The following is a 23,490-nucleotide window of genomic DNA, read 5'->3' on the forward strand; positions in this document are numbered from 1 at the left end:
GAAAAGACAAACGGGAAAAACTTGAAATCTCGTCAGGCAGAGCGCTTCTCGGAGGGCGAGAGCCGGGCTTCGGCGATGGTCTGATCCATCCTCGTCAGAGCCCGGTCGAGATGACCCTCGAAGACGAGCCGCTGCTCGTCGGGGTGCACCGTGATCTCGGGCCGCCCCTTCAGCCGCACTTCGTGCGAGGCGGAAAGACCCTCATCGATACCCGGCGCCAGGAGATCGAAATAACGCGTTCCCGGTCCGGTGAAAACGATCGGCATGCGGCCATGGAAGCTCATCAACCGCGACAGGCCGTTGCCCAGCGCGAGCCCGGCCTGACGGAAGGCATAGCCCGCCATCCGGTTTCCTCCCCGCGCCGATTGCGCGATCTTGTCCATCTCCGGCAGCGGAACGAATTTCGCCGGGATGGTGTCTGCCGGCACCTGGAAGGCCGTGCGCAGGATGCCGTAGAACCCTGCCGTCGCCTCGATGCACCCCTGCCCGCCACAACGGCAGAGCCCGCCGCCCGGAGCGTGGAGCATATGCCCGAAATTGGGCGCGCTTGCCTCCACCTCGTCATGTCGCCGCAGGCGTGCGATGCCGAGCCCGATGCTATGACCGAGCGAAACAACGGCCAGCGCGCCATCCTCCGAGGCGGACTTAGCAGCAACCCCAAGCGCCTGCGCCACCAGCAACGTCTCGTTGCTCAGCGTCACGGCCGCATGCCAGTCCGGCGCCAGAAGGGCTGCGAAGTCGATCTCCTGCTCGCCCAGAAGCGGCGACCAAAGCAGCCGATGCCCGTCGGCATCGACTGTGCCCTTGCTGCTGATCGAGATCGCCATCACCGTCTCGCGCGCAAGCCGCGAACGCTCGGCGAGCCGGCTGAGCGCCTCGCGAAACTGAGGCGCGAAGAGGGACGTGCTCTGTGCATCATGGCGCCGCGCCTCGTCGAACCGGTCGATCAGTCGGCCGGCATAATCGACCAGCGAATACTGCACGGCATCCGACGAGATCTGCGCGGTGATCAGATAGCCGCAATTGCGCACTTGCGAAAACAGCACACGGGGCCGGCCGCGCCCTGCCCCCGGTTGCTGCTCGCTCCGCTCCAGCACGCCTGCCTTTTCCAGCTCGACGGTGATGGCGGAGACGGTCGCCGACGACAGCCCGGTGCGCGTTCCAAGGTCCGTATGCGACTGCGGACCATGACGCCGCAGGCCTGAGAGAACGAGCAGGATGTTCTGCTGGCGCATCTGTTCGGAGCCGGACTTGATGAGCATGTGTAGTCTGACCTTCCCTGCCCGAAATCCAAAAAACCTGCCGAAAAACCCCAGAAATGATCGTGTTGACAGCCCTGGAAATCTCTGACATCTATTTTCTCGACTGTCGAGAAAAAACTCTCAGGAGGAGTGTTCGACAGGTTTTCGGGCTGGGCGGGGGTCGTGCGGGAGGTTCGCGCGAACGGTCAGCCGCGTTTGGGAGGTTTTGATGAAATCCGTTCTGAAACTCATGGCCGGCGTTGCCGTCATCGTATCCCTGCACACCGCGGTGCAGGCCAAGGACCTCGTCGTCGGCGTGTCCTGGTCGAACTTCCAGGAAGAGCGCTGGAAGACCGACGAGGCTGCCATCAAGGCTGCACTCGAAGCATCCGGCGACAAGTACATCTCGGCCGACGCCCAGTCATCCGCCGCCAAGCAGCTGACCGATGTCGAGTCGCTGATCTCGCAGGGTGCCAACGCCCTGATCGTTCTGGCGCAAGATTCCGATGCGATCGGCCCGGCTATCGAAAAGGCTGCCGCCGAAGGCATCCCGGTCGTCGGCTACGACCGCCTGATCGAAAACCCCGCAGCCTTCTACATCACCTTCGACAATAAGGAAGTCGGCCGTATGCAGGCCCGCGAAGTGCTGAAGGCAAAGCCCGAAGGCAACTACGTCTTCATCAAGGGCTCCTCGGCCGATCCGAACGCCGACTTCCTCTTCTCCGGCCAGGTTGAAGTGCTGAAGGAAGCCATGGACGCCGGCAAGATCAAGAATGTCGGCGAAGCCTATACCGATGGCTGGAAGCCGGAACTGGCCCAGAAGAACATGGAGCAGTTCCTGACCGCCGCCGACAACAAGGTCGATGCCGTTGTCGCCTCCAATGACGGCACTGCCGGCGGCGCGATCGCAGCGCTGGATGCGCAGGGTCTCGCAGGCTCCGTTCCCGTCTCCGGCCAGGATGCCGACAAGGCTGCGCTCAACCGCGTCGCGCTCGGCACACAGACCGTATCGGTCTGGAAGGACAGCCGCGTTCTCGGCAAGCGCGCCGCGGAAATCGCGGTCGATCTCGCCAACGGCAAGAAGATGGACGCGATCACCGACGTCCAGACCTTCGAAGGCGGCCCGAAGAAGGTGCCGATGAAGTCCGTCTTCCTCTCCCCCATGCCGATCACCAAGGACAATCTGAACGCCGTGATCGACGCCAAGTGGATCAGCAAGGAAGAAGCCTGCCAGGGCGTGAAGGCCGGCTCGGTCCCCGCCTGCAACTGATGCGCCTGCAACTGATCGGCCTGCAGCTGATCGGCAAGCCAATGTGAAACGGGGCGGACGGGGCATCGCGCATGCCGCGTCCGCCCCGATTTGAGCGGATGAGGGATCTGCACAGGCGGAGGATCGCGCGCGGTCGTGGAAACACGGCACGCCTGCCCGGTTCATTGCCCGGTTCATGAGGGAGAACGACGAGGCCATGGCCGAAACCACCAATACGATACCATTCAACCCGGCACGGGCGACGACCGAAAATCCGGTTCGGCGTTTCTTTCGCGCCACCGAGATCGACACGCGCCTGCTCGGCATGATCGGCGCGCTGTTGGTCATCTGGATCGGCTTCCACCTGTTGACGGGTGGCCTGTTCCTGACCCCGCGCAACCTCTGGAACCTCACGGTGCAGACGTCGTCCGTCGCGGTCATGGCAACCGGCATGGTGCTGATCATCGTCACGCGCAACATCGACCTGTCCGTCGGCTCCGTGCTCGGCTTCTGCGGGATGGTGATGGGCGTCATGCAGGCGCAGATCCTGCCGCAATATCTTGGCCTCGACAGCTCCCTCATCTGGATCGTCACGCTCGCCTGTGGCGTCGTCGTCGGCGGTCTCATCGGCGCGCTCCACGGCGTCATCATCGCCTTTCTCGGCGTGCCCTCCTTCATTGTCACGCTCGGCGGCCTGCTCGTCTGGCGCGGTGCCACATGGTTCGTCACGTCAGGGCAGACGGTCGCCCCGATGAATGCCACCTTCCGCCTGATGGGCGGCGGCACGGAAGGCTCCATCGGCGCCACCGCCAGCTGGGTCGTCGGCCTCATCGCCTGCCTCGCCATCGTCGGCGCCATTCTCAACGCCCGCAAGCAGCGCAAGCGCTTCGGCTTTCCGCGTCGGCCGGTCTGGGCGGAATATGTGCTGGCCACCCTCTCCTGCGCCGTCGTCATTGGGGCCGTGCTCGTTGCCAACAACTATTACTGGCCCGTCAACATCGCCCTTCGCTATGCCGAGGCCAACGCCATTCCCGTGCCTGAGGGAGGGCTGAAGATCTCCCACGGCATCGCCGTTCCCGTGCTCATCGCCATTGCCGTCGGCATCGTGATGACCTTCATCTCCACCCGCCTGCGCTTCGGTCGCTATGTCTTTGCCATCGGCGGAAACCAGGAGGCGGCGGAACTCGCCGGCATCAAGACCCGCTGGGTTACGGTGCGCATCTTCGCGCTGATGGGTATTCTGTGCGCCATCGCCGCCGCCATCTCCACCGCCCGCCTCAACGCCGCCACCAATGCGCAGGGCGAGCTTGACGAGCTCTATACGATCGCCGCAGCGGTCATCGGCGGCACCTCGCTTGCCGGCGGGGTCGGCACCATCGCTGGCGCCATGCTCGGGGCCTTCGTCATGCAGTCCCTGCAGTCGGGCATGGTGCTCCTTGGCATCGACAGCCCGCTCCAGCGCATCGTCGTCGGCTTCGTGCTGGTCGTCGCCGTCTGGCTCGACACCGTCTATCGCGCGCGCGCCAAGTAAGGAGGCCGATCATGACCACGACAACACCCCAAGGCATCCCTGCAACAGCCGGCGGAAACAACGCCGCGACCAGCCAGTCCGGCACACCCCTCGTCGAGATGAAGAACGTTTCGATCTCGTTCGGCGGCATCCACGCGGTCGACAATGCCTCGATCGATCTCTACCCCGGCGAAGTGGTGGCGCTTCTCGGCCATAACGGCGCCGGCAAATCGACGCTGATCAAGATCCTTTCGGGCGCCTACAAGCGCGATGCCGGCGAGATCCTGATCAACGGCCAGCCGGCCGAGATCTCCAATCCGCGAGACGCGAAGAAATACGGGATCGAGACGATCTACCAGACGCTCGCCGTCGCCGACAATGTGGATGCGGCCGCGAACCTCTATCTCGGACGCGAATTGCGCACGCCGTGGGGCACGCTCGACGACGTGGCGATGGAAGCAAAGGCCCGCGAAGTGATGGGCCGGCTCAACCCGAACTTCCGCCGCTTCAAGGAGCCGGTGAAGGCGCTTTCGGGCGGGCAGCGGCAATCCGTGGCCATTGCCCGTGCGATCCTGTTCGACGCCCGCATCCTTATCATGGACGAGCCGACGGCCGCACTCGGGCCGCAGGAAACGGCGCAGGTGGGCGATCTTATCCGGCAGCTGAAGCGCGAAGGCATCGGCATCTTCCTGATCAGCCACGACATACACGACGTGTTCGATCTCGCCGATCGGGTCTCCGTCATGAAGAACGGTCAGGTCGTCGGGCATGCCCGCACGGAAGATGTGACCAAGGACGAAGTGCTCGGCATGATCATCCTCGGCAAGGTGCCGCCAAAGGCCATTCCCGGTCCCGGCGCCATGCAGCCGGCCTGACAGCCATCCTCATCACGCTTCATCGAGCCGGGCATTCCAGCAATGCCCGGCTTTCGTCTTTGGAACCTTCGCCGCCAGCATGGCATTGCTTGCCATGGCGATGTCGTTCGGCCATAGCCTTCGATCGGAAGGCACCCTGAGACCCGCGCTGCGGGTCATAGCAGGGACTTCGAAAGGGAGATCATCATGAAAAACCATTCCTTCGGCAGACTGCCGTTCACCGTGTCCAATGTCGGCTTCGGCGCCTGGCAGATCGGCGGTTCCTGGGGCGACGTCAGCGAAGCCGATGGCCGCGCGGCCCTCAACGCCGCGCTCGATTCCGGTATCACCTTCATCGACACGGCCGACGTTTATGGCGACGGCCGCTCGGAAAAGATCATTGCCGACGTGCTGAAAACGCGCGGTGGAACACGGCCGATGGTGGCAACCAAGGCCGGTCGCCGGCTGAACCCTCATGTCGCCGACGGATACACCAAGGCGAACCTCGAAGGCTTCATCGACCGCAGCCTGCTCAATCTCGGCGTCGATGTGCTCGACCTTGTTCAGCTTCATTGCCCGCCCACAGAGGTCCTCTACCGTCCCGAAGTGTTCGAAGGCTTGGACGAATTGCAAGCGGCCGGCAAGATCAGCGGCTATGGCGTGTCGGTCGAGAAGGTCGAGGAAGCGCTGAAGGCGATCGAATATCCCGGCGTCGTCAGCATCCAGATCATCTACAATCTTTTCCGCCAGCGTCCCGACCACCTGTTCTTCCAGGAAGCCCGCCGCAAGAACATCGCCGTCATCGCCCGCGTACCGCTCGCCAGCGGCCTCCTGTCCGGCAAGATCACCGCGGACACGGCATTTGCCAGCGACGATCACCGCAACTTCAACCGCAACGGCGATGCGTTCGACGTCGGCGAGACCTTCGCTGGCGTTCCCTTCGAGGTCGGCCTGCAGGCCGTAGAAGAGGTTCGCAAGCTGGTGCCGCAGGGTGCCACGATGGCCGCCTTCGCGCTCCGCTGGATCCTGATGAGCGACGCCGTCACAGTCGTCATCCCCGGCGCCCGCAATGCGGAGCAAGCCCGCGCCAATGCTGGAGCTGCAGATCTCGCACCGCTGTCGAACGACGTGATGTCCGCCTCGCGCGAGATCTACAAGAACCTGATCGCGCCGCACGTTCATCAGAAATGGTAGTCTGATCGGCATTCTCCGAAACGAAAGAGCCCATGCCGTGGGTTACGGCATGGGCTCTTTCACGTCGTCAAGCGATACGCTTATGCCGGATAGCGCGATGCGTACCAGGCCTTGAACAGCGTGTACTGGTTCTCGATGTGGCGGCGCTGCGAAGCGCTGAGGGCGTCGCCCTCGTTGAAGTGCAGCTCGTATTCCGCATCGCCGTTCAGCACCATCAGATATTTGTAGTGCAGCACGAGGTCCGGACCTTCGTCATAGGTGGAAAGCACCCACAGCGCTTCTTCCAGCTCCTTTGCATCGCGGCGCGCTTCGGCGTCGCCCGCCGCTGCCTTTTCGCACAGCGCCACGAGGTGCAGCACTTCCTTCGGAAGCGCATTGCCGATGCCGGTGATCGCGCCGCCAGCGCCGCAATTAACGAAGCCGTGATAGACGCCGGTGTCGACGCCGACCATGAGGATGAGATCGTCATCGCCTGACGTGATGTTCTCGGCCGCATAGGTCATGTCGGCCTTGCCGCCGAATTCCTTGAAGCCGACGAGGTTCGAGAAGCTGGCGCGCAGCGCGAAGAAAAGATCGGCGCGCGTGGCGAAGCCATAGTAAGGGCTGTTGTAGATGACGGCGGGCAAACCGTCGGCCGCCTTCAGGACAGCCGAGAAGTGATCCTTCTGAGCGGCAAGCGATGAACCGCGCGACAAAAGCCGCGGGATGACCATCAGGCCCTTCGCACCCACCTTCGCGGCATGGGCCGCATGTCCGGCGGCCGAAGCCGTGCTGACCGCGCCCGTGCCGACGATGACCGGGACCCCGGCCTCCACCAGACGACGAACCCCCTCCTGCCGCTGCTCATCCGTCAGGAGCGGCCAGTCGCCCATCGACCCGCAGTAGACGACGGCGGACATGCCGAGGTCGATCAGTTCGCGACCCTTGCGCACCAGCGCATCGAAGTCCGGCGTGCGATCGGACAGGCAAGGCGTCATCAGTGCGGGAATGCAGCCGGCAAAAACGGAATCGGTCATCTCATCTCTCCAAAAGAAGCGCGCACCGAACGACATCTCCATCGCTCACCCGCTGTTGAGAAGGGTTTAGCAAATCACGCAATCCCTGTCGACAAAATAAATACAGAAGGTCTTGCGGCGTAACAAAGCCGTCGCTAAGGCCGCCATCGCTGCTGCACCAGCGCGTTCGACGGGTTGTCCGGGTCCGCGTGTGAAAGATGGAGGGAGTGCCGGGCCGAGACAGGACGCTGACGCAAGACGCGCATCTGCTGATTCAAACGGATGACCGGAAACTGGGAAAACGACGAAAGCCGCGCCACAGCGCGGTCAAACATCATATATATGTCTCTGAATAAGTTTTGGTGGGTGATGTAGGGTTCGAACCTACGACCCGCTGATTAAGAGTCAGCTGCTCTACCAACTGAGCTAATCACCCATCCCGCAAGGCTTGTGAGCCGTGCGACACTGCATCGCTGCGGTGTGATCGGGCGTATAAAGACCTTCGCCCGGCTTGTCCAGTTGCAGCAGGCATCTTTTTGCGATGTCCCACGGGAAATCTCGAGAATGCCGATCAGGCTGCCATGAGACCGTAGCGCTGGAGAATGACGGCGATCTTTTCGTCCTGCTCGCGGTCGGGCAGCAAGGCCGGCTGGCGGCTGGCGCCGACCGAGGGGTCGGTGAGGTAGAGCGCGCGCTTGACCAGCGCCGGGGGGAAGCCGAGCGCGTAGAGGTCGGTGCGAAAGGCGGTGTAGATGGCCTGCTGACGTTCCGCCTCGGCAATATCTCCGCTGTTGAAGGCGTTCAGGATGCCGGAGAGCACGTCGGGCATGGCATTGCCGAGGCCGGAGATGCAGCCTGCAGCGCCGTTCTGCAGCGACCAGAGCACGAGATGGTCCGGGCCGGAATAGACCTCGAAACCCTCGACGCTTTTGCCGACGGCGAGATAGGCTTCCAGCGTTTCCTTGGCGCCGCCAGAATCCTTGATGCCGGCGATGTTGCCATGCGCGGACAGCACCCGCGCCGTTTCCGGCTCGATGTGGTTCTGCGTGCGGGCGGGAATGTCATAGAGATAGACCGGTGTCTGCACAGCGTCCGCGACCGTCGAGAAGTGCCGGATCAGGCCGTCCTGCGTGCAGGCGATGAAGAAGGGCGTGATGACGGCGATGCCGGTGACGCCGATGCGGTCGAACGTCCGGGCGAGCTTCAGCGTCTCGAAGGTCGCCGGCATGCCGGCATTGACGATGACATCGACCTCGCCGCCGACCTCGTCCACGACCTCTTCGGTCAGCCGCACCTTCTCGTCGTAGGTCAGGGCGGAAAAGTCGCCATTGGTGCCGGCGCACATAATGTTGTTGCCCGCCGCCACCTGCCGGCGCACCTGGGCGCGCGTGGCGGCGTAGTTGATCGTTTCATCGTCGTTGAAGCAGGTGACGAGCGCGACGAAGGCTTTCTTGGACATGACATTCTCCTGAATTCTGGATATGTGCAGCGGTGGCCGGAGGCCTCAGGCCCGCTGGAGACGGGCAGCGCGATGAGCGGCCTGCACGTCGGGATCGGGGTTGAGGCCGGCTGCCAGCAGCGCCTGCGTATAGGCCTCGCGCGGGGTCTCGAAGACCTCGCGAACGGTGCCGAGTTCCACAACCTTGCCGTTCTGCATCACCATCACATGGTCGGCGAAGTCGCGCACCACGGGCAGGTCGTGCGCGATGAAGATGAAGGCGATGCCCATCGTCTTGCGAAGATTGTCGAGCAGCGCGATGACCTGCGCCTGCACGGACACGTCGAGCGCCGAGACAGCCTCGTCGCAGATGATCAGCTTCGGCTCGAGCGCGAGAGCGCGCGCAATCGCGATGCGCTGTCGCTGTCCGCCCGAAAACTGGTGCGGATAGCGCCCCATATGCTCCGGCCCGAGACCGACCTGGACGAGCAACTCGGCGACGCGGGCGCGCCACTTGGCCTTGGGCAGGATATCCGGATGAATGACCCAGGCCTCCGACACGAGCTGGTAGACGGTCATGCGCGGGTTGAGCGATTGCGTCGGGTCCTGAAAGACCATCTGCAGGTCACGCCGCAGTTTGTAGAGTTCGGCGGCCCCCATCTTGAAGAGGTCCCTGCCCTTCCACAGCGCACTGCCTGCGGTCGGCTCGTCGAGGCGCAAGAGAATGCGGGCGAGCGTCGACTTGCCTGATCCGCTCTCGCCGACCACCGCCAGCGTTTCGCCGGGCATGAGGTCGAACGAAACGCCCTTCAGCGCGTCGAAGGCGCCATAGGTCTTGCGGGCATCGCGCACCTGAAGCACGGGCTCGACACGGGGCAGCGGCGCATGCATCTCGCCCTTGCCGGGAGCCGCGGCGATGAGCTTGCGGGTATAGGGATGCTGCGGGTTGCGGTAGACGTCGCGCACCGTGCCGCTTTCCACCAGCTGGCCCTTCTCCATCACCACGACGCGGTCGGCGACCTCGGCGACGACGCCGAGATCGTGCGTGATGATCAGGATCGCCATGCCGGTTTCCCGCTGCAACTCTTCGAGCAGCGCCAGAACCTCCGCCTGAACGGTCACGTCGAGCGCCGTCGTCGGCTCGTCGGCGATCAGCAGATCCGGCCGCAGCGCGAGCGCCATGGCGATCATGACGCGCTGACGCTGGCCACCGGAAAACTCGTGCGGATATTTGTCGAGCGAATGTTCCGGATCGGGAATGCCGACGCGGCCCATCAGCCGCAACGCCTCGGCCTGCGCCTTGGCGCCATCCGTGCCGTGCGCCGTCAGGGCCTCGCGGATCTGCCAGCCCACGGTATAGACCGGATTGAGGTGGCTGAGCGGATCCTGAAAGATCATGGCGATGCGCCGGCCGTTGACCTCGCGCCGCGCCTGCGCCGGCATGGTCAGGAGATCGACGCCGTCGAGCAGGATCTGCCCGCCGCTGATCCGCCCCGGCGGCATGTCGATGAGGTTCATGATCGCCGAGGACGAGACGGACTTGCCCGAGCCGCTTTCGCCGAGAATGGCGAGCGTTTCGCCGCGGTCGAGGTGATAGGAGATATCGCGAACCGCCTTCACCACCCCAACGGCCGTGTGGAATTCCACGGAGAGGTTGCGGACCTCAAGGAGATGGTCAACCATTTTTGCGACCCTTCATTTCGAGACGCCAGCGCTGTACGGGATCGAGGGCGATCCGCATCCAGTTGGACAGGAGGTTCAGCGACATGGTCGTGAGGATGATGGCAAGGCCCGGCCAGAAGGACAGCCACCAGGCATTCTGAAGATACTGGCGACCTTGCGCGATCATCAGGCCCCAGGTGATTTCCGGCGGCTGGATGCCGATGCCGAGGAAGGACAGCGCGCTTTCGGCGAGCATGACATAGGCGAAATCGAGCGTCGCCAGCGTCGTCAGCGTCGGCAGAACCACGGGCAGGATGTGGCGGAAGAGGATGCGCTTGCTGGAGGCGCCCATGACCCGCGCCGCCTGCACGAACATGCGCTCGCGGATCTCCAGCACCTCAGCCCGCGTCGTGCGCAGGTAGACGGGGATGCGGGTGATGGCGAGGACAAGCATAAGGTTGAGGATCGAGGCGCCGAGAACGTACAGCACGATGACCGCGATCAGCAGCGACGGGAAGGACATGATCACATCGGCAAGCCGCATGATGATCTGGTTGACGCGCGGCGAGGAGAAGCCGGCAATCAGGCCCAGCAGCGTGCCGGTGATGGAGGAAATGGCAACGGCCCCCGCCGCGACCATCAGCGTGTTCTGCGTTGCGACCACGATACGCGCAAGCAGCGGCCGGCCGAGCGCATCGGCGCCCATCCACCAAACCCAGCCGCGCTCCCAGTCGAACGGCGCGGCGTTGCGTCCGCGCAGGTTCTGCTTGGTCGCGAGATCGCCCAGCCAATGCGGGCCGATGATGGCGAGGAGCAGAATGATCAAAAGGAAGATGGCCGCACAGAGTGCGAACTTGTCGGCCCACAGCATGCGGCCCATGCGCACGAGGAAGGATGGTTCTTCCGACAGCGGCGCGTCGATCGTCTGGAGTGTCATGCGTTGCCCCTCAATGCCGGATGCGCGGATCGAGCAGCGCATAGGCAAGGTCGATCAGAATGTTCATGAGGAAGATGGCGAGCGCCGTGACGAGGATTGCTGCCAGCACGACGTTGAAGTCCCGCTGTAGGATGCTGTCGATCATCAGCTTGCCGACGCCGGGAAAACCGAAGATCGTCTCGACGATGACGGCACCATTGAGCAGGCTGGCGGCCTGATCGCCGATGACCGTGATGATCGGCAGCATGGCGTTGCGCAGCGCGTGGATGAAGATGATCGGCCCCGACTTCACGCCCTTCGCCCGCGCCGTCTTGACGTAGGCCGAGGATAGCGCACCGATCATCGAGCCGCGCACGATCTGGACGATGATGCCGAAGGGCCGCACGAAGAGCACGCAGATCGGCAGGATCCAGTGCCAGATCGAGCCCGTGCCCGACGTCGGCAGCCAGGCGAGATTGACCGAGAAAACGACGATGGCGACGATCGCGAGCCAGAAATCCGGCACGGAGGCACCGATCAGCGAGACGACCGAGGAGAAGCGGTCGAAGAAGCCGCCCGCACGAAAGGCAGCGAGCGAACCGACGACGATAGCGGCGCCCGTCACAAGCGTCATGGTGATGGCCGCCAGCCAGAGCGTCCAGACGAAAGCTTCAAGGACCACGTCGAGCGCCGGGCGCGCCTTGCGCAGGGATTCGCCGAAATCACCGGTGACGACATCGCCGACGTAATGTGCGAACTGCACCATCAGCGGATCGTTAAGGCCGTGCAGTTCACGGAACTGCTGCTTCAACTCGGCCGAGGCTTCCACGGGGAGAAACAGCGCCGCGGGATCGCCCGTCAGTCGCGAAAGGAAGAACACCAGCACGATCAATCCGACGAGGGAGATCAGGCTGGCGATGGCGCGTTTTCGAATGAAGCTTAACATGGCATCCTCGCCAGAAATTCCTGCGGCATGGGCGGCGGGATCATCCCGCCGCTGCCGTAACCTGGAGACGGGCGCCGTAGCGCCCGCCATCCTGCATTACTTGATCTTGATTTCGGACAGCTGGAGCGTCGAGTTCGTGGCGATCGTCGGCGTGAATGCCAGACGCTCGGAAACCCGGGCGAAGCCGACCATGTGGAAGAGCAGCACATCGGCGACCACATCGTCATGAACGTAGGCAATGACTTCGGACCAGAGCTTGGCGCGCTCGTCGCCGACGGCAGCCGAGGCGCGCTTGATCAGGTCGTCCACCTTCGGATCGGAGAAGCCGGACTGCGTGCCTTCGGTAGCGTACTTGAAGAACATCGAGAACGACGGATCGCCCTTCGAGTTGTCGTGCATCGCCGCAACGATCTGCGGCCCACGACCTTCCTTGAAGGGCTTGGAGTAGTATTGCTCGTGCTCGGCCACTTCGACGAATTTCAGGTTGATCTTGAAGCCGACATCCTGAAGCTGCCCCTGGATCGCTTCCATGATTTCCGTGACGTTCGGAAAGTTCGCGGAACGCGCGATGACCTCGATGGGGGTATCCACCGGCACGCCATCGGCCTTGGCTTCCGCGAGCAGCTTCTTTGCGCCTTCAGGATCGAACGGGAATTGCTTCACATCCGGGTTCCAGCCCAGCGTCGTCGGCGGCACGATGGCCGTGGCGAGAACCGCGCTCTCAGGCACCAGCGTGCCCAGGAACGCCTGACGATCGATTGCAAGGTTCAGCGCGCGCCGGACACGCACATCGGAGAGCGGCGGAATGTTGTGATCGATACGCAGATAGACGGTCTCACTGTCGAGATAGGACAGGTCGGTCGCGGCATTCGTCGCTTCGAGCTGAGAGATCGACGGCGCGAGATCCGCTTCGCCGGCCTGCACCATCGCCGCGCGAACCGAAGGGTCGGCACGGAACAGGTAGGTCGCTTCCGTCACGTCAGGCTTGGCGCCCCAGTAGTCGTCACGGGCGGTGAGCACGATCTGCTGGCCCGGTGTCCAGTTGGTAAGCTTGTACGGTCCGGTGCCGACCGGCTCGCGAATGAACTCGAGCGGCGTTTCCTCGGGAACCATCGTGACGAGCGACATCAGCAGCGGCAGGATCGGCTGAACCGGATCCGCATTGAAATCGATCGTGTGATCATCGACGATCTTTGCCTCGATCTTGATTCCGCCGAAGTAACGGCGGGATTCGCAGGCATTCTTGTCACTGAAGATACGGTCGAAGCTGTGCTTCACGTCCTTGGCATCGAATGTCGTGCCGTCAGAGAACTTGACGCCCTGGCGCAGATTGAAACGCCACGAACCATCGGCGTTCTGCTCCCACTTCTCGGCCAGACGCGGCTTCACGCCCTCTTGTCCGCGCACGTCGAGTTCCGTCAGCGTCTCGCTGACATTCTGCATGATCACACGCCCGATGTTCGAGCGGGTCGCCATGCAGGGCTCCAGCAGGTCGGCCTCTTCGGGCAGCACGACCTTGATCGGGCCGGACGCGGCGAATGCCGGCGTCAAGGCGGTGCACAACATCAGCGCGCCGAGAATCAGTGTTTTCTTCACGATAGTCTCCTCCCTCTTTATCCGTTGAACGCGACGCTCGCCTTCTCAAGGCATTCATGTCGCGCTGCCGCTCGAAACGTCCGGCCGGCAATGATCCGTTGTCCCGAGCTTCCTCTCGCCAAGACTGCCATACCATCTAACGTCACCGCAACTTTGTCAAATTAATTTCCAATGTCATTTCTCATAAAAAAATTTTCTATAAAAATATCATTAGTTACAATGGCATAATGTTTTAGCTTGTCGGAATATTTTGCTTGAATGACATTGCAAAACTTGACAACTATGCAAAATCCATGACTTTTGACCGGCATGGAGGACCAGATGAATCCCGAAGAAATCGCCCGCGGCATGACCGGAGCCCTTGTATCCGTGGCCTCAGGACGCGAGGAAGCGCTGCTTCCCTCGCCGATGATCCAGAACCACGCCGCCTTTCTGCATCGACTGGAAGATGGTGCACTCGTCTGCGCGTGGTTCGGTGGAACGCTGGAGGGCAAATCCGATATTTCGATCTTCGCCAGCGTGCTTCCTAAAGGCGCATCGAACTGGGGACCGCCTCAGCAACTGAGCAATGATCCGGCGCATTCCGAACAGAACCCGATGTTCTTTGCGGCTCCGGACGGAAAGCTCTGGCTGTTCCACACCGCGCAGCCCTCCGGAAACCAGGACGAATGCCGGATCCGCATGGCCGAAGTCTTTCGCGATGCCTCCGATCCGCTTGTGCTCACGGCGCCAGGCGGGCGCTATCTCGACCTGCCGCTCGGCTGCTTCGTGCGGGCCGGCGTGGTCGTCAGGGCGGATGGCGCATGGCTGCTTCCGATTTTCCGCTGCATCCAGCGCCCGAATCAGAAATGGAACGGGAGCCACGACAAAGCGGCCGCGGCTATCTCGCAAGACGGCGGCGATACGTGGACGCTGCAGGATATCGACGCCTCGATCGGCTGCGTCCATCTCGGCCCGGTCAGCCTGGGAGACGATCGCTACGCCGCATTCTTCCGCCGCAGGCAAGCCGATTTTATCTATCGCACCGAAACCACGGACGGCGGACGGACATGGTCGGCGCCTGCCCCCACCGACGTTCCGAACAACAATTCATCTATCGCAGCCACACAGCTGAGAGATGGCCGGCTCGCCATCATCTGCAACCCTGTCAACGCCAGCCAGTCTTCCGAGCGGCGCGCTTCGCTCTATGACGAGCTCGGCGACGCCGACGACCGCCCGGACGCCGATCCCACGGGCGGCTGCGTGCCGGTCTGGGGTGTGCCCCGTGCACCGGTCGCGCTCTGCTTCTCGACCGATGACGGCCTGACCTTTCCCGAACGGCTGATCATCGAGACGGGACCGGGCACCTGCCTGTCGAACGACTCGATCGACGGCCGCAACAAGGAGATGTCCTATCCCTGGCTGCTCGAAGAGCCGGACGGGACGCTGCATCTCGCCTACACCTATCATCGTCGCGCGATCAAACATGTCCGCCTGGCTCCCGGCTGGGACAGTGCGGCTGGACGGAGACTTTCATGAGCAATATCATCGGCATCACCATGGGCGACCCCTGCGGCGTCGGCCCCGAGATTTCCGTGCGCGCCCTCATCGACATGTCGGCGGAAGACCGCGAGCGCACCCGCATCTACGGCAACCTGCCGACGCTCGAAGCGGCACGCGATGCGCTGGGCCTCGACATCGATCTCGTGCCCTACGTCGTCGATCTGCCGATCGAAGGCGCGCCGCTCGCATGGGGACAGCTGAGCCCGGTTGCCGGCGATGCCGCCTTTCGCTTCATCGAGAAGGCCGTGCGCGACGCAGAAGCCAAGACCATCGGCTGCATCGTCACCGCGCCGATCAACAAGGAAGCGCTGAACCTTGCCGGCCATCACTATGACGGTCACACCGGCATGCTACGCAGCCTCACCGGCTCCAAGGCCGCCTATATGCTGCTGGCGTCCGAGAAGCTGAAGGTCATCCACGTCTCCACGCATGTTTCCCTGAAAGAGGCCATCCAGCGGGCCACAACGGAGCGCGTGCTCGCCACCATCCGCGCCGGCGACGCCCACCTGAAGCGCATCGGCTATGCCGCGCCGCGCATCGCCATTGCCGGCATCAATCCGCATTGCGGTGAAAACGGCCTTTTCGGCACGGAGGATGACGACCAGATCGGCCCGGCCGTCGTGGCGGCGCGGGCGGAAGGTATCGACGCTTACGGCCCGATCTCGGCCGATACCGTTTTCCATCGTGCTTATACCGGCGCGTTCGACCTGATCGTCGCCCAGTACCATGATCAGGGACATATCCCGATCAAGCTCGTCGCCTTCGACACGGCCGTCAACGTTTCCGTCGATCTGCCCATCGACCGCACCTCGGTCGATCACGGCACGGCCTTCGACATCGCCGGCAAGGGCATCGCCAACCATGGCAACATGAACGAAGCGATCGCCTATGCGCGCAAGCTCGTCGCCGGCCGCGTCGCGCACGCAGAGCAGGGATAACCGCCATGACCATAGCGCCCATCACCCTTCATCAGCCGCGACGCCTCATCGTCGGCGCCGGCACCATCGGCGACGTCGGCACCTGGGCCGCCGACGCGACCTCTGTGCTGGTCATCGCAACGCCTATCACCGCCGGCTTCATCGATCGCCTTGCGTTGAAGGGCCGCATCACCGTCTTCGACGCCATTCCCGGAGAGCCCGACATCACGACGCTGGATGCGGCGATCGAGGCGGCGCGTGGCTGCAGTCCCGACCTGGTCGTCGGCCTTGGCGGCGGCTCGGTGCTCGACGTCGCGAAACTCGTCGCCGCCCTCTGGGACGGCGACCAGACGCTTGCCGACGTGGCAGGACCGAACAAGGTCGCCGGTCGTCGGACGCGCCTCGTGCAGGTCGCCACCACCGCCGGCACAGGGTCGGAAGCCGGCATCCGCTCGCTGATCACCGATCCCGGAAAAGGCAACAAGATCGCGGTGGAAAGCCCGCACCTGATCGCCGATGTGGCCGTGCTCGATCCCGAACTGACCTACTCCGTACCCCCGGCCGTAACGGCCGCCACCGGCGTGGATGCCATGGCGCATTGCGTCGAGGCCTTCACCAACCGCCGCGCCCATCCGATGATCGATGGCTTTGCCCGCATGGGCTTTCATCTCGTCGGTCGCTTTCTCGCTCGCGCCGTCCGCGACGGCACGGATACGGAAGCCCGCGAGGGAATGATGCTCGCCTCCTATTACGGTGGCATCTGCCTTGGGCCTGTCAACACCGCGGCGGGCCACGCAATCGCCTACCCTCTAGGCACGCGGCTTCGCCTGCCCCATGGCTTGGCGAACGCCATCATCTTTCCGCAGGTTCTCGCCTTCAACCAGCCGGTGGCAGCGGAAAAGTCTGCCGAAGTCGCGCAGGCGCTCGGTCTCGGCGAACGGCTCTCGCAGGACGACCTCCAGCGCTCCGCCCACACCTTCTGCCGCAATCTCGGCATCGAGATGTCGCTGCGCGCGCATGGCGCGACCGAGGCCGATCTGCCGGTCTATGCGGCGGATGCCCACGCCAACCGTCGTCTGATGGACAACAACCCGATCGACATGAGCGTCGAAGACGTCCTTGCGATCTACCGCGCCGCCTACTAACGGCCCCGGCCGGCGTCTTCCGACAAAAGACGCCGGCATCATGCTCTCAGTTGGGAAACAGCCGCTCGCGCGACCCCGTCAGGTGCTCCCGCATCAACTGTCCCGCGAGCGGACCATCACCCGAGGCGATGGCTCTGGCGATGGCTTCGTGCTCGCCGAAAACCCGGGCAAGCCCGGCGCTGTCGCGCTTCACCGACGCGCCGTGGAATTTCATGCCGACGGCGATGTGTTCCTTCAAGGCTTCCATGGCCGTCGAGAAGTAGGAATTGCGCGCCGCCCGGGCTATGGCGAGATGGAACTCGAAATCCGCATCCACGCGGTGCGACTGGCGGTTGGTCGCGTCCCGCATCAGTTCCAGTGCCTGGGCGATGGCGGTGAGGCTTGCCTCCGTATGCCGCGCTGCAGCGGCACTGGCTGCAGCTGGCTCCAGCGTCAGTCGGAACTCGTAACAGTTCAGAAGATCGGCGACGTTTTCGAGTTGCCCGAAGCCGAGCGGCTCCTTCAGACCCAGCGCCCGCACGAAGCTTCCCGCCCCGCGTCGCGAGTAGATCAGCCCTTGCTCGCGCAGGCGTCGCAACGCCTCGCGGATGATCGGGCGCGACACTTCGAACTCCGCAGCAAGATCATGCTCCGTCGGCAGGCGCTCGTCCGGCTGGTAGGCTCCGGACTTGATGGCGCGGAGCATGCGCTCGAACACCACGTCGCCGAGGCTCTTGCGTGTTGTTCCCGCTTCCAATCCCATTTCTCAACCCCCGTCCCGAAGCATCTGCCCGGCGATCTCGCTCAGCGTTTCCGCCCCGCCGAAACCACCCGATTTCGCGATAATGCAATGCCCGTTCGCAAAGGCAACACCAAGACCAGGCATGCATTCTCCCATCAGCCGGAACCGATGGATGCCCATGCGCTCCAGCACCGCCTCTGCCGTCGCGCCCCCCGAAAGAATCAATGTCGCAGAGGGGGCCACGCAGGCGGGATAGACACCCGAGGCGAGATGGCGCGCCACATCGAGCGACGACACCTCCTTCTCCCCCGGAACGGCCTGCACCAGTGTCAGGGCAGAGCCGGCACGATCATCGGGTGCCAGGCGTCCGTTCGGTGCGGCGACATAAGCCGGGGCATGACGGGCGCGAAGATGCTCGATCTGTGCCAGCGTGATGGGATCGCGCGACCCGATGACGAACAGGCCAGGCCCCGCTGGAACCTCGGCCGCGTGGGCCGGCGCATCGCCAGTCATCCGCCGCGCCAAAGCTTCTGCAAGGCCCCGCGCTCCGACGAGCAGATCCACACCCGCAGCCAGAGCGTCATCAAGGTGCGCCGCCATTGCGTCCATGTCGGCCGTGTCGGGTATCCGCGCCTTGGCGGCGTGCGCGCCGAGGCGCTCGGCAACCGGAATCGGCACATCGACGCCGAAGCCGCAGACTTTCCCGTCCTTAACGATACGGCCGAAGTCAGGGATCGCGGGGGCCACCAATGCCGCCCGAAACGACATCAGGTCGAGCTCAGCAGCAATATGCCCCTTCAGCCGCGAATCGACCTTCTTGAAGAGTATGATATCCGCAGGCAACGCATCTAGAACGGCACGTGTCGCAGCCTGCGCGGCTTCTGCACCGACTTCCCGCGACTGGAGATTGATCGAGAGAACATCCGGCCCATCTGCCAGAGCCTCAGGGATCGCAGCCGGCGCGAGCGCGACCTCGACCGCCAACCCCCGCGCAGCAAAGGGCGCCGCAGCATCGAGCGTGCCCGTGAGATCGTCGGCAAGAATGACCAGCAAGATGACAGTCTCCGCAATAAGTTGTCATCTTTATTCGAACATGATGTGTTGATTTGTCAAGATTTTCCGTCCGGAGATGACAGGTATTCTGTTTATTCCCGTCACGGCCCGCCCGGCCATTGCGTCACAGAGACGCGATGGCCGTTCCACTGAAGGTTTTCTAACCTTGACGGATCACGCCGCAACCTTGGTACGGCCGCCGCGTGCAACGGAGAGAGAAGAGACTGCCCGATGCGACACTGGCTCGTCGAACTGGAACTGCTCCAGAAGATCGAAGAGCGCCCGGGCTTCTTCCGCAAGACCATGACTTGCAGCCGTCTGCTCCTCGACCATGGCCGCATTCTGCTGCGTGCCCTGATCGACCGTGTTGATCGCCTGGTTGATCTCACCGAGTGCGGTGGATTGCTCGCGGGCGGCCTCCACGATCGCGCGGATATCCTCGTTGATCTGCCCAACATGCCCGGCGATCGTCTGCAGGGCTTCGCCGGCCTTGCTGACGAGCGACACACCGTCTTCGACATGCGACGTGGACGTCGTGATGAGTGCCTTGATCTCCTTGGCAGCGACCGCAGAGCGCTGGGCGAGTTCGCGAACCTCCTGGGCGACGACCGCAAAGCCCTTGCCGGCGTCCCCTGCCCGTGCCGCCTCGACACCGGCATTCAGCGCCAGCAGATTGGTCTGGAACGCGATCTGGTCGATGACGCCGATGATGTTGGCGATCTCGCGGGAGGAATTGTCGATCTTGTCCATCGCCGAGATCGCTTCGCGCACGATATCGCCGGAATGATCCGCACTTTCCTTGGCGCGACCGACGAGAACGCCTGCACCCTCGGCACGCTGGCTGGATCCCTTGACCGTGGTGGTGATTTCCTCGAGCGCCGCCGCGGTTTGCTCGACGGAAGCCGCCTGCTGCTCGGTTCGCCGCGCAAGGTCGTCGGCCGACACACGAACCTCGTCCGCACCGGCGGCGATCGCTTCGGCATTCGACCTCACCGCCTTCAGCGCGCTTTCGAGCTTACGACAGGCTGCATTGAAATCGGTCCGCAGCTTGTCGAGGCTCGGCAGAAACGGCGTCTCGATCTGCTGCCCGAGATGGCCGTCCGCAAGCTTCGACAGGCTCTCCGCCAGACGATCGACATTCGTCACGCGCTCGCTCACATCGGTCGCGAACTTGACGACCTTCATGACCCGGCCCTTCAGGTCGAAAACGGGATTGTAGGACGCCTGAATGAAGACCTCCTGCCCGCGCTTGCCGATACGCGTGAACTCTCCGGATACGAACTCGCCCGCATTCAGCTTCTTCCAGAAGTCGGCATAGGCACTGGACGCGCGGTAGGCGGGATCAACGAACAGGCTGTGGTTCTTGCCGACGATGTCCGAAAGGCTGTACCCAAGGGCTTTGAGGAAGTTGTCGTTGGCGGTGATGACCGTGCCGTCGGGCTTGAATTCGATCACCGCCTGCGCGCGGGATATCGCGTCGATCTTGGCACCGGAATCGATAGCCGTCATCTTCGTCTCGGTGATATCGTTGGCGAATTTGATGACCTTGACGACCTTGCCGGTCGCGTTCCGGATGGGATTGTAATTGCCGCGAATGAAGACTTCAGCGCCGCTCTTCGTGATCCGCGTGAATTCGCTGCAGACGAACTCTCCGTCCCGGAGCTTCTTCCAGAAGGCCGTGTAGGCGTCGGATACTGCATAGTCCGCTTCGACGAAGATGCGATGGTTACGGCCGACGATCTCGCTTTCGGAATAGCCCAGAAGATCGCAAAAATTCTCGTTCGCCTTGAGAATCTTACCCGTCATATCGAATTCGATGATGGCGAACGAAAGATCGAGCGCCTCCAAAACACGGTCTGACGTCGATGAAAAAAGCCCAGCCATAAATAATCCTCCATCCAAAACATGCGGAGGACTATCAGCCTTTAAAATTAAGGGACCACTAAGATTGAATGCAAGACATCGGATCATTCCGGGTCAGGTCACGCAATTTTAATGATGGGCGGCTTCCGACTGTGCCCGAAAGGCCGCCATCGCGCGCATGTCAGGAAAAAACAAGCTGAACCTTCAGCGTCTGCTCGGGGTGCTTTTCGACAAGATCGAACGCGGCGCGGGCATCATGGGCGTCGAATGTCTGCGTGATCATGGCTTCCGGGCGAAGCAGACCAGCTTCCAGCCAGCCGATGACTTCGGGAATGAAACGGCGGTTGAGGCGCGAGCCGACCAGCGTCAGTTCCTTGCGGACGATTTCCTGCTGGCTGATGTTGCAGGGGCCGGGCGAGAAGCCCAGAAGCCCGATGCGTCCAGCCGGTGCTGCGACCCGGCAGGCCTCTTCGAGCAGGCTCGGAATGCCGGCACCGTCGATGACGATCGACGGACCGAGACCACCGAGTTCCGGTGCGACGACCTCGGCCACCGACTGCTCGCGCGAATTGATGGCCACATCGGCGCCGAATTCGCGTGCACGCACGAGGCGGTCGGCGTCGATATCGGCGATGATGCAGCGGGCACCCTTCATCTTGGCCATCTGGAGAACGGTGATGCCGACGGTGCCCGCACCGTAGATCAGGACGACGTCCTCATGCGTGCACTCGGTGCGCCAGAGAACATTGGCCGCGACGGCCAGCGGTTCGGCAAGCGCTGCGACGTCGAGTCCGAGTTTGGACGAGACCTTCACGGCATTCGCTTCGGGAACGATCGCAACCGCCCGGAAGCCGCCATCGCGATGGACACCGATGACCTGCAGGTTGGCGCAGACGTTGGAGCGCCCGATGCGGCAGGGATAGCAGGTGCCGCAGGAGATGACCGGATCGGCGACCACATGCTCGCCGATGGCGAGCGACGACACGCCCTCGCCCAGCGCCTCGATGACACCGGCAAATTCGTGACCGATGACGCGCGGGTAGACCGCGAAGGGATTGGAGCCATGGAGAATGTGCATATCGGACCCGCATATGCCGGCACGACGAACCCGGATCGCGACTTCGCCCGGGCCGGGCTGGGGAACGGGTCTGTCGTCGATTTCGAGCTTGTAGGGCTCGCGAACGGAAATCGTCACCATGTCGTCAGTCTCCTGCGCGCCTTCGCGCCTCGGAGTTTTCAGAGAGCGTTCATTGCCGAGAGCCGGGTCTCGACCAAGGTGCGCCAGGCCGTGTTTTCCTGAAGTGCCGGCGGAAACAGTCCGGCGACCTCGAAGAAGGGCGCGGAAGATTTGACGGCAACCGTCTGCTGCGCGGCGACCTTCAGCTCATCTGCACGCGGATCGTACAGGCGATCGACGGCAACGACATAGGCAAGCCAGAGTGCCACGACATCGGCAAAACCTGCGGCATCATCGCCGGCTGCCAGCCTTTCCATAGCCGGCGCGAAGATGCGTTGCGGCATCTTCTGCGTTCCGTCCATGGCGATCTGCGCCGTGCGATGCGCGATGGCCGGATTGGAGAATCGCGCGATGAGTTGGTCGCAATAGGCCGGGAGGTCGATCTCCGGAACGGCGTCGAGCGTTGGCAGGACGACCTTCATATGGTTGCGAACCCGCTCGGCATGCTCGGGAACAGCCATGACGTCCCGCACAAATTCAAGGCCGTGACGCTGGCCAAGATAGGCGATCAGGGAGTGGGAACCGTTGAGAAGCCGGAGCTTCATCGTTTCATAGGCGTGGACATCCCTAACGAAGACCGCACCGCCCGCTTCCCAGGCGGGGCGACCGGCTACGAAATCGTCCTCGATGACCCACTGGGTGAAAGGCTCGGTTTCCAGCGCGAGATGATCGTCCGCGCCGATGAGGGAGGCGCTTAACCCCCGCGTCACGTCCGTTGCCGCCGGCACGATCCGGTCGACCATGCTGGAGGGAAAGCGGATCTCCCGTTCGATCCACTGCGCCAGTGCGGCATCGCGTCTTTCCGCCATTTCCAGAACGAGGCGGCGAACCACCTGTCCATTGCCCGGAAGATTGTCGCAGCAGAGAACGGTCAAGGGGTTCACGGCCCAGCTGCATGCGGCGCGCCAGCGCTTCGACCAGTAGCCCGATGACGCCGACAGGCGCGCCGGGTGCTGCAAGATCATGCGCGATAGCTGCATGGGAAAGGTCGAGCCCTCCCGACACCGGATCGATACCATAGGCCTTCTCGCTCACGGTCAGGGTGACGATGCGGATGGCATTGTCGGCGAGCCGGTCGAGAAGATGCTCCCGCTGTTCCGTCGCGGCGATCGCCTCGACGATCGAGCCGACGATGCGCGGCCGATCGCCGTCCGCCCCGCGGGTGACGACGCTGTAGAGATGGCCCTGCGCTTTCAGATCCGCGACGATGTCGACGGACCGCAGGCTGGCGCCCACGATCCCCCAGTCGCCGCCCTCGGCCGCAAGTGCCAGATCGGTATAGACGGCCTGATGGGCACGATGAAAAGCGCCGATGCCGATATGCACGATGCCGGCCTTCAAGGTCGCCGGATCGAACGCCGGGCGCTCGACATGTACAGGCAGGTGAGTCGTTCTATCGAGCCGTGTCATC

19 protein-coding genes, 1 tRNA gene and 1 pseudogene are annotated in these 23,490 nt (G+C 63.2%); 7 read left to right on the top strand and 14 right to left on the bottom strand.

The genetic code is table 11. The features are described 5' to 3' along the window. Nucleotides 1–32: 32 nt before the first annotated feature. Complete coding sequence (locus GA0004734_RS12920) at nucleotides 33–1,262, bottom strand: ROK family transcriptional regulator (protein ID WP_092934263.1); 1,230 nt, start codon at nucleotides 1,260–1,262, stop codon at nucleotides 33–35. 208 nt (nucleotides 1,263–1,470) lie between these two features. Here GA0004734_RS12920 and xylF point away from each other — a divergent pair, with 208 nt between their 5' ends. The 4 genes from xylF (at nucleotide 1,471) to GA0004734_RS12940 (ending at nucleotide 6,048) form a co-directional block, all read left to right on the top strand. Continuing rightward, nucleotides 1,471–2,511 (top strand): D-xylose ABC transporter substrate-binding protein, encoded by a 1,041-nt coding sequence (gene xylF, locus GA0004734_RS12925; protein ID WP_092934265.1) that lies wholly within the window; start codon nucleotides 1,471–1,473, stop codon nucleotides 2,509–2,511. A gap of 196 nt (nucleotides 2,512–2,707) precedes the next feature. After that, nucleotides 2,708–4,021 carry a sugar ABC transporter permease gene (locus GA0004734_RS12930; RefSeq protein WP_092936283.1) on the top strand — a complete coding sequence of 438 codons (1,314 nt, stop codon included), beginning with the start codon at nucleotides 2,708–2,710 and terminating at the stop codon, nucleotides 4,019–4,021. A gap of 98 nt (nucleotides 4,022–4,119) precedes the next feature. Next, nucleotides 4,120–4,875 (top strand): ATP-binding cassette domain-containing protein, encoded by a 756-nt coding sequence (locus GA0004734_RS12935; RefSeq protein WP_092936284.1) that lies wholly within the window; start codon nucleotides 4,120–4,122, stop codon nucleotides 4,873–4,875. A gap of 186 nt (nucleotides 4,876–5,061) precedes the next feature. Beyond that, nucleotides 5,062–6,048, top strand: coding sequence for an aldo/keto reductase (locus GA0004734_RS12940; RefSeq protein ID WP_092934267.1), 987 nt, complete (start codon nucleotides 5,062–5,064; stop codon nucleotides 6,046–6,048). An 80-nt stretch (nucleotides 6,049–6,128) separates the two neighbouring features. Here GA0004734_RS12940 and GA0004734_RS12945 read toward each other — a convergent pair whose 3' ends face one another. The 7 genes from GA0004734_RS12945 to GA0004734_RS12975 form a co-directional block, all read right to left on the bottom strand. Beyond that, the gene (locus GA0004734_RS12945; RefSeq protein ID WP_092934269.1) at nucleotides 6,129–7,064 is read right to left on the bottom strand and encodes a dihydrodipicolinate synthase family protein; all 936 of its coding nucleotides are present in this window, start codon (nucleotides 7,062–7,064) and stop codon (nucleotides 6,129–6,131) included. Nucleotides 7,065–7,403: 339 nt separating this feature from the next. After that, nucleotides 7,404–7,479: transfer RNA gene (locus GA0004734_RS12950), tRNA-Lys, on the bottom strand. Between the two features lie 135 nt (nucleotides 7,480–7,614). Continuing rightward, entirely contained in the window at nucleotides 7,615–8,502 is an 888-nt protein-coding gene (locus tag GA0004734_RS12955) for a dihydrodipicolinate synthase family protein (RefSeq protein ID WP_092934271.1), read from the bottom strand. Between the two features lie 45 nt (nucleotides 8,503–8,547). Then, the gene (locus GA0004734_RS12960) at nucleotides 8,548–10,164 is read right to left on the bottom strand and encodes an ABC transporter ATP-binding protein (RefSeq protein WP_092934273.1); all 1,617 of its coding nucleotides are present in this window, start codon (nucleotides 10,162–10,164) and stop codon (nucleotides 8,548–8,550) included. Next, entirely contained in the window at nucleotides 10,157–11,080 is a 924-nt protein-coding gene (locus GA0004734_RS12965; RefSeq protein ID WP_092936285.1) for an ABC transporter permease, read from the bottom strand. The genes GA0004734_RS12960 and GA0004734_RS12965 overlap by 8 nt, the downstream gene beginning before the upstream one ends. A gap of 10 nt (nucleotides 11,081–11,090) precedes the next feature. Beyond that, nucleotides 11,091–12,005, bottom strand: coding sequence for an ABC transporter permease (locus tag GA0004734_RS12970; RefSeq protein WP_092934275.1), 915 nt, complete (start codon nucleotides 12,003–12,005; stop codon nucleotides 11,091–11,093). Between the two features lie 96 nt (nucleotides 12,006–12,101). Then, a complete protein-coding gene (locus tag GA0004734_RS12975) occupies nucleotides 12,102–13,601 on the bottom strand; it encodes an ABC transporter substrate-binding protein (RefSeq protein ID WP_092934277.1) in 1,500 nt (499 codons plus the stop codon). A gap of 321 nt (nucleotides 13,602–13,922) precedes the next feature. Here GA0004734_RS12975 and GA0004734_RS12980 point away from each other — a divergent pair, with 321 nt between their 5' ends. The 3 genes from GA0004734_RS12980 to GA0004734_RS12990 are packed head-to-tail and all read left to right on the top strand — an operon-like array spanning nucleotide 13,923 to nucleotide 17,205. Further along, nucleotides 13,923–15,119: a sialidase family protein gene (locus GA0004734_RS12980; protein WP_092936286.1), complete on the top strand. Its 1,197-nt coding sequence runs from the start codon at nucleotides 13,923–13,925 to the stop codon at nucleotides 15,117–15,119. Continuing rightward, entirely contained in the window at nucleotides 15,116–16,081 is a 966-nt protein-coding gene (pdxA, locus tag GA0004734_RS12985; RefSeq protein WP_092934279.1) for a 4-hydroxythreonine-4-phosphate dehydrogenase PdxA, read from the top strand. The genes GA0004734_RS12980 and pdxA overlap by 4 nt, the downstream gene beginning before the upstream one ends. A 5-nt stretch (nucleotides 16,082–16,086) precedes the next feature. Further along, nucleotides 16,087–17,205, top strand: a complete 1,119-nt coding sequence (locus GA0004734_RS12990) for an iron-containing alcohol dehydrogenase (RefSeq protein ID WP_092934281.1) — start codon at nucleotides 16,087–16,089, stop codon at nucleotides 17,203–17,205. 46 nt (nucleotides 17,206–17,251) lie between these two features. On the opposite strand, the gene GA0004734_RS12995 is transcribed toward GA0004734_RS12990, so the two are convergent. From GA0004734_RS12995 to GA0004734_RS26410, 6 genes and pseudogenes are all read right to left on the bottom strand, one after another. Next, entirely contained in the window at nucleotides 17,252–17,947 is a 696-nt protein-coding gene (locus GA0004734_RS12995; RefSeq protein WP_092934283.1) for a FadR/GntR family transcriptional regulator, read from the bottom strand. A 3-nt stretch (nucleotides 17,948–17,950) separates the two neighbouring features. Beyond that, a complete protein-coding gene (locus GA0004734_RS13000) occupies nucleotides 17,951–18,979 on the bottom strand; it encodes a four-carbon acid sugar kinase family protein (RefSeq protein ID WP_092934285.1) in 1,029 nt (342 codons plus the stop codon). A 174-nt stretch (nucleotides 18,980–19,153) separates the two neighbouring features. Next, entirely contained in the window at nucleotides 19,154–20,863 is a 1,710-nt protein-coding gene (locus GA0004734_RS13005; RefSeq protein WP_092934287.1) for a methyl-accepting chemotaxis protein, read from the bottom strand. A 160-nt stretch (nucleotides 20,864–21,023) separates the two neighbouring features. Beyond that, nucleotides 21,024–22,040, bottom strand: coding sequence for a Zn-dependent oxidoreductase (locus GA0004734_RS13010; protein ID WP_092934289.1), 1,017 nt, complete (start codon nucleotides 22,038–22,040; stop codon nucleotides 21,024–21,026). A 38-nt stretch (nucleotides 22,041–22,078) separates the two neighbouring features. After that, entirely contained in the window at nucleotides 22,079–23,098 is a 1,020-nt protein-coding gene (locus GA0004734_RS26405; RefSeq protein ID WP_348626090.1) for a mannitol dehydrogenase family protein, read from the bottom strand. Beyond that, nucleotides 23,013–23,489, bottom strand: a pseudogene (locus GA0004734_RS26410) (mannitol dehydrogenase family protein); the annotation flags it as partial. The gene GA0004734_RS26405 and the pseudogene GA0004734_RS26410, both read right to left, overlap by 86 nt. Between the last annotated feature and the right edge of the window lies 1 nt (nucleotide 23,490).

Source organism: Rhizobium sp. 9140 (genome assembly GCF_900067135.1).
In the GTDB taxonomy this organism is placed as follows: domain Bacteria; phylum Pseudomonadota; class Alphaproteobacteria; order Rhizobiales; family Rhizobiaceae; genus Ferranicluibacter.

Excerpts from the sequence above, each read along its gene's own strand:
- GA0004734_RS12920 (WP_092934263.1), bottom strand. The coding sequence starts at position 1,262 with ATGCTCATCAAGTCCGGCTCCGAACAGATGCGCCAGCAGAACATCCTG.
- xylF (WP_092934265.1), top strand. The coding sequence starts at position 1,471 with ATGAAATCCGTTCTGAAACTCATGGCCGGCGTTGCCGTCATCGTATCC.
- GA0004734_RS12930 (WP_092936283.1), top strand. The coding sequence starts at position 2,708 with ATGGCCGAAACCACCAATACGATACCATTCAACCCGGCACGGGCGACG.
- GA0004734_RS12935 (WP_092936284.1), top strand. The coding sequence starts at position 4,120 with ATGAAGAACGTTTCGATCTCGTTCGGCGGCATCCACGCGGTCGACAAT.
- GA0004734_RS12940 (WP_092934267.1), top strand. The coding sequence starts at position 5,062 with ATGAAAAACCATTCCTTCGGCAGACTGCCGTTCACCGTGTCCAATGTC.
- GA0004734_RS12945 (WP_092934269.1), bottom strand. The coding sequence starts at position 7,064 with ATGACCGATTCCGTTTTTGCCGGCTGCATTCCCGCACTGATGACGCCT.
- GA0004734_RS12955 (WP_092934271.1), bottom strand. The coding sequence starts at position 8,502 with ATGTCCAAGAAAGCCTTCGTCGCGCTCGTCACCTGCTTCAACGACGAT.
- GA0004734_RS12960 (WP_092934273.1), bottom strand. The coding sequence starts at position 10,164 with ATGGTTGACCATCTCCTTGAGGTCCGCAACCTCTCCGTGGAATTCCAC.
- GA0004734_RS12965 (WP_092936285.1), bottom strand. The coding sequence starts at position 11,080 with ATGACACTCCAGACGATCGACGCGCCGCTGTCGGAAGAACCATCCTTC.
- GA0004734_RS12970 (WP_092934275.1), bottom strand. The coding sequence starts at position 12,005 with ATGTTAAGCTTCATTCGAAAACGCGCCATCGCCAGCCTGATCTCCCTC.
- GA0004734_RS12980 (WP_092936286.1), top strand. The coding sequence starts at position 13,923 with ATGAATCCCGAAGAAATCGCCCGCGGCATGACCGGAGCCCTTGTATCC.
- pdxA (WP_092934279.1), top strand. The coding sequence starts at position 15,116 with ATGAGCAATATCATCGGCATCACCATGGGCGACCCCTGCGGCGTCGGC.
- GA0004734_RS12990 (WP_092934281.1), top strand. The coding sequence starts at position 16,087 with ATGACCATAGCGCCCATCACCCTTCATCAGCCGCGACGCCTCATCGTC.
- GA0004734_RS12995 (WP_092934283.1), bottom strand. The coding sequence starts at position 17,947 with ATGGGATTGGAAGCGGGAACAACACGCAAGAGCCTCGGCGACGTGGTG.
- GA0004734_RS13005 (WP_092934287.1), bottom strand. The coding sequence starts at position 20,863 with ATGGCTGGGCTTTTTTCATCGACGTCAGACCGTGTTTTGGAGGCGCTC.
- GA0004734_RS13010 (WP_092934289.1), bottom strand. The coding sequence starts at position 22,040 with ATGGTGACGATTTCCGTTCGCGAGCCCTACAAGCTCGAAATCGACGAC.
- GA0004734_RS26405 (WP_348626090.1), bottom strand. The coding sequence starts at position 23,098 with ATGGTATCGATCCGGTGTCGGGAGGGCTCGACCTTTCCCATGCAGCTA.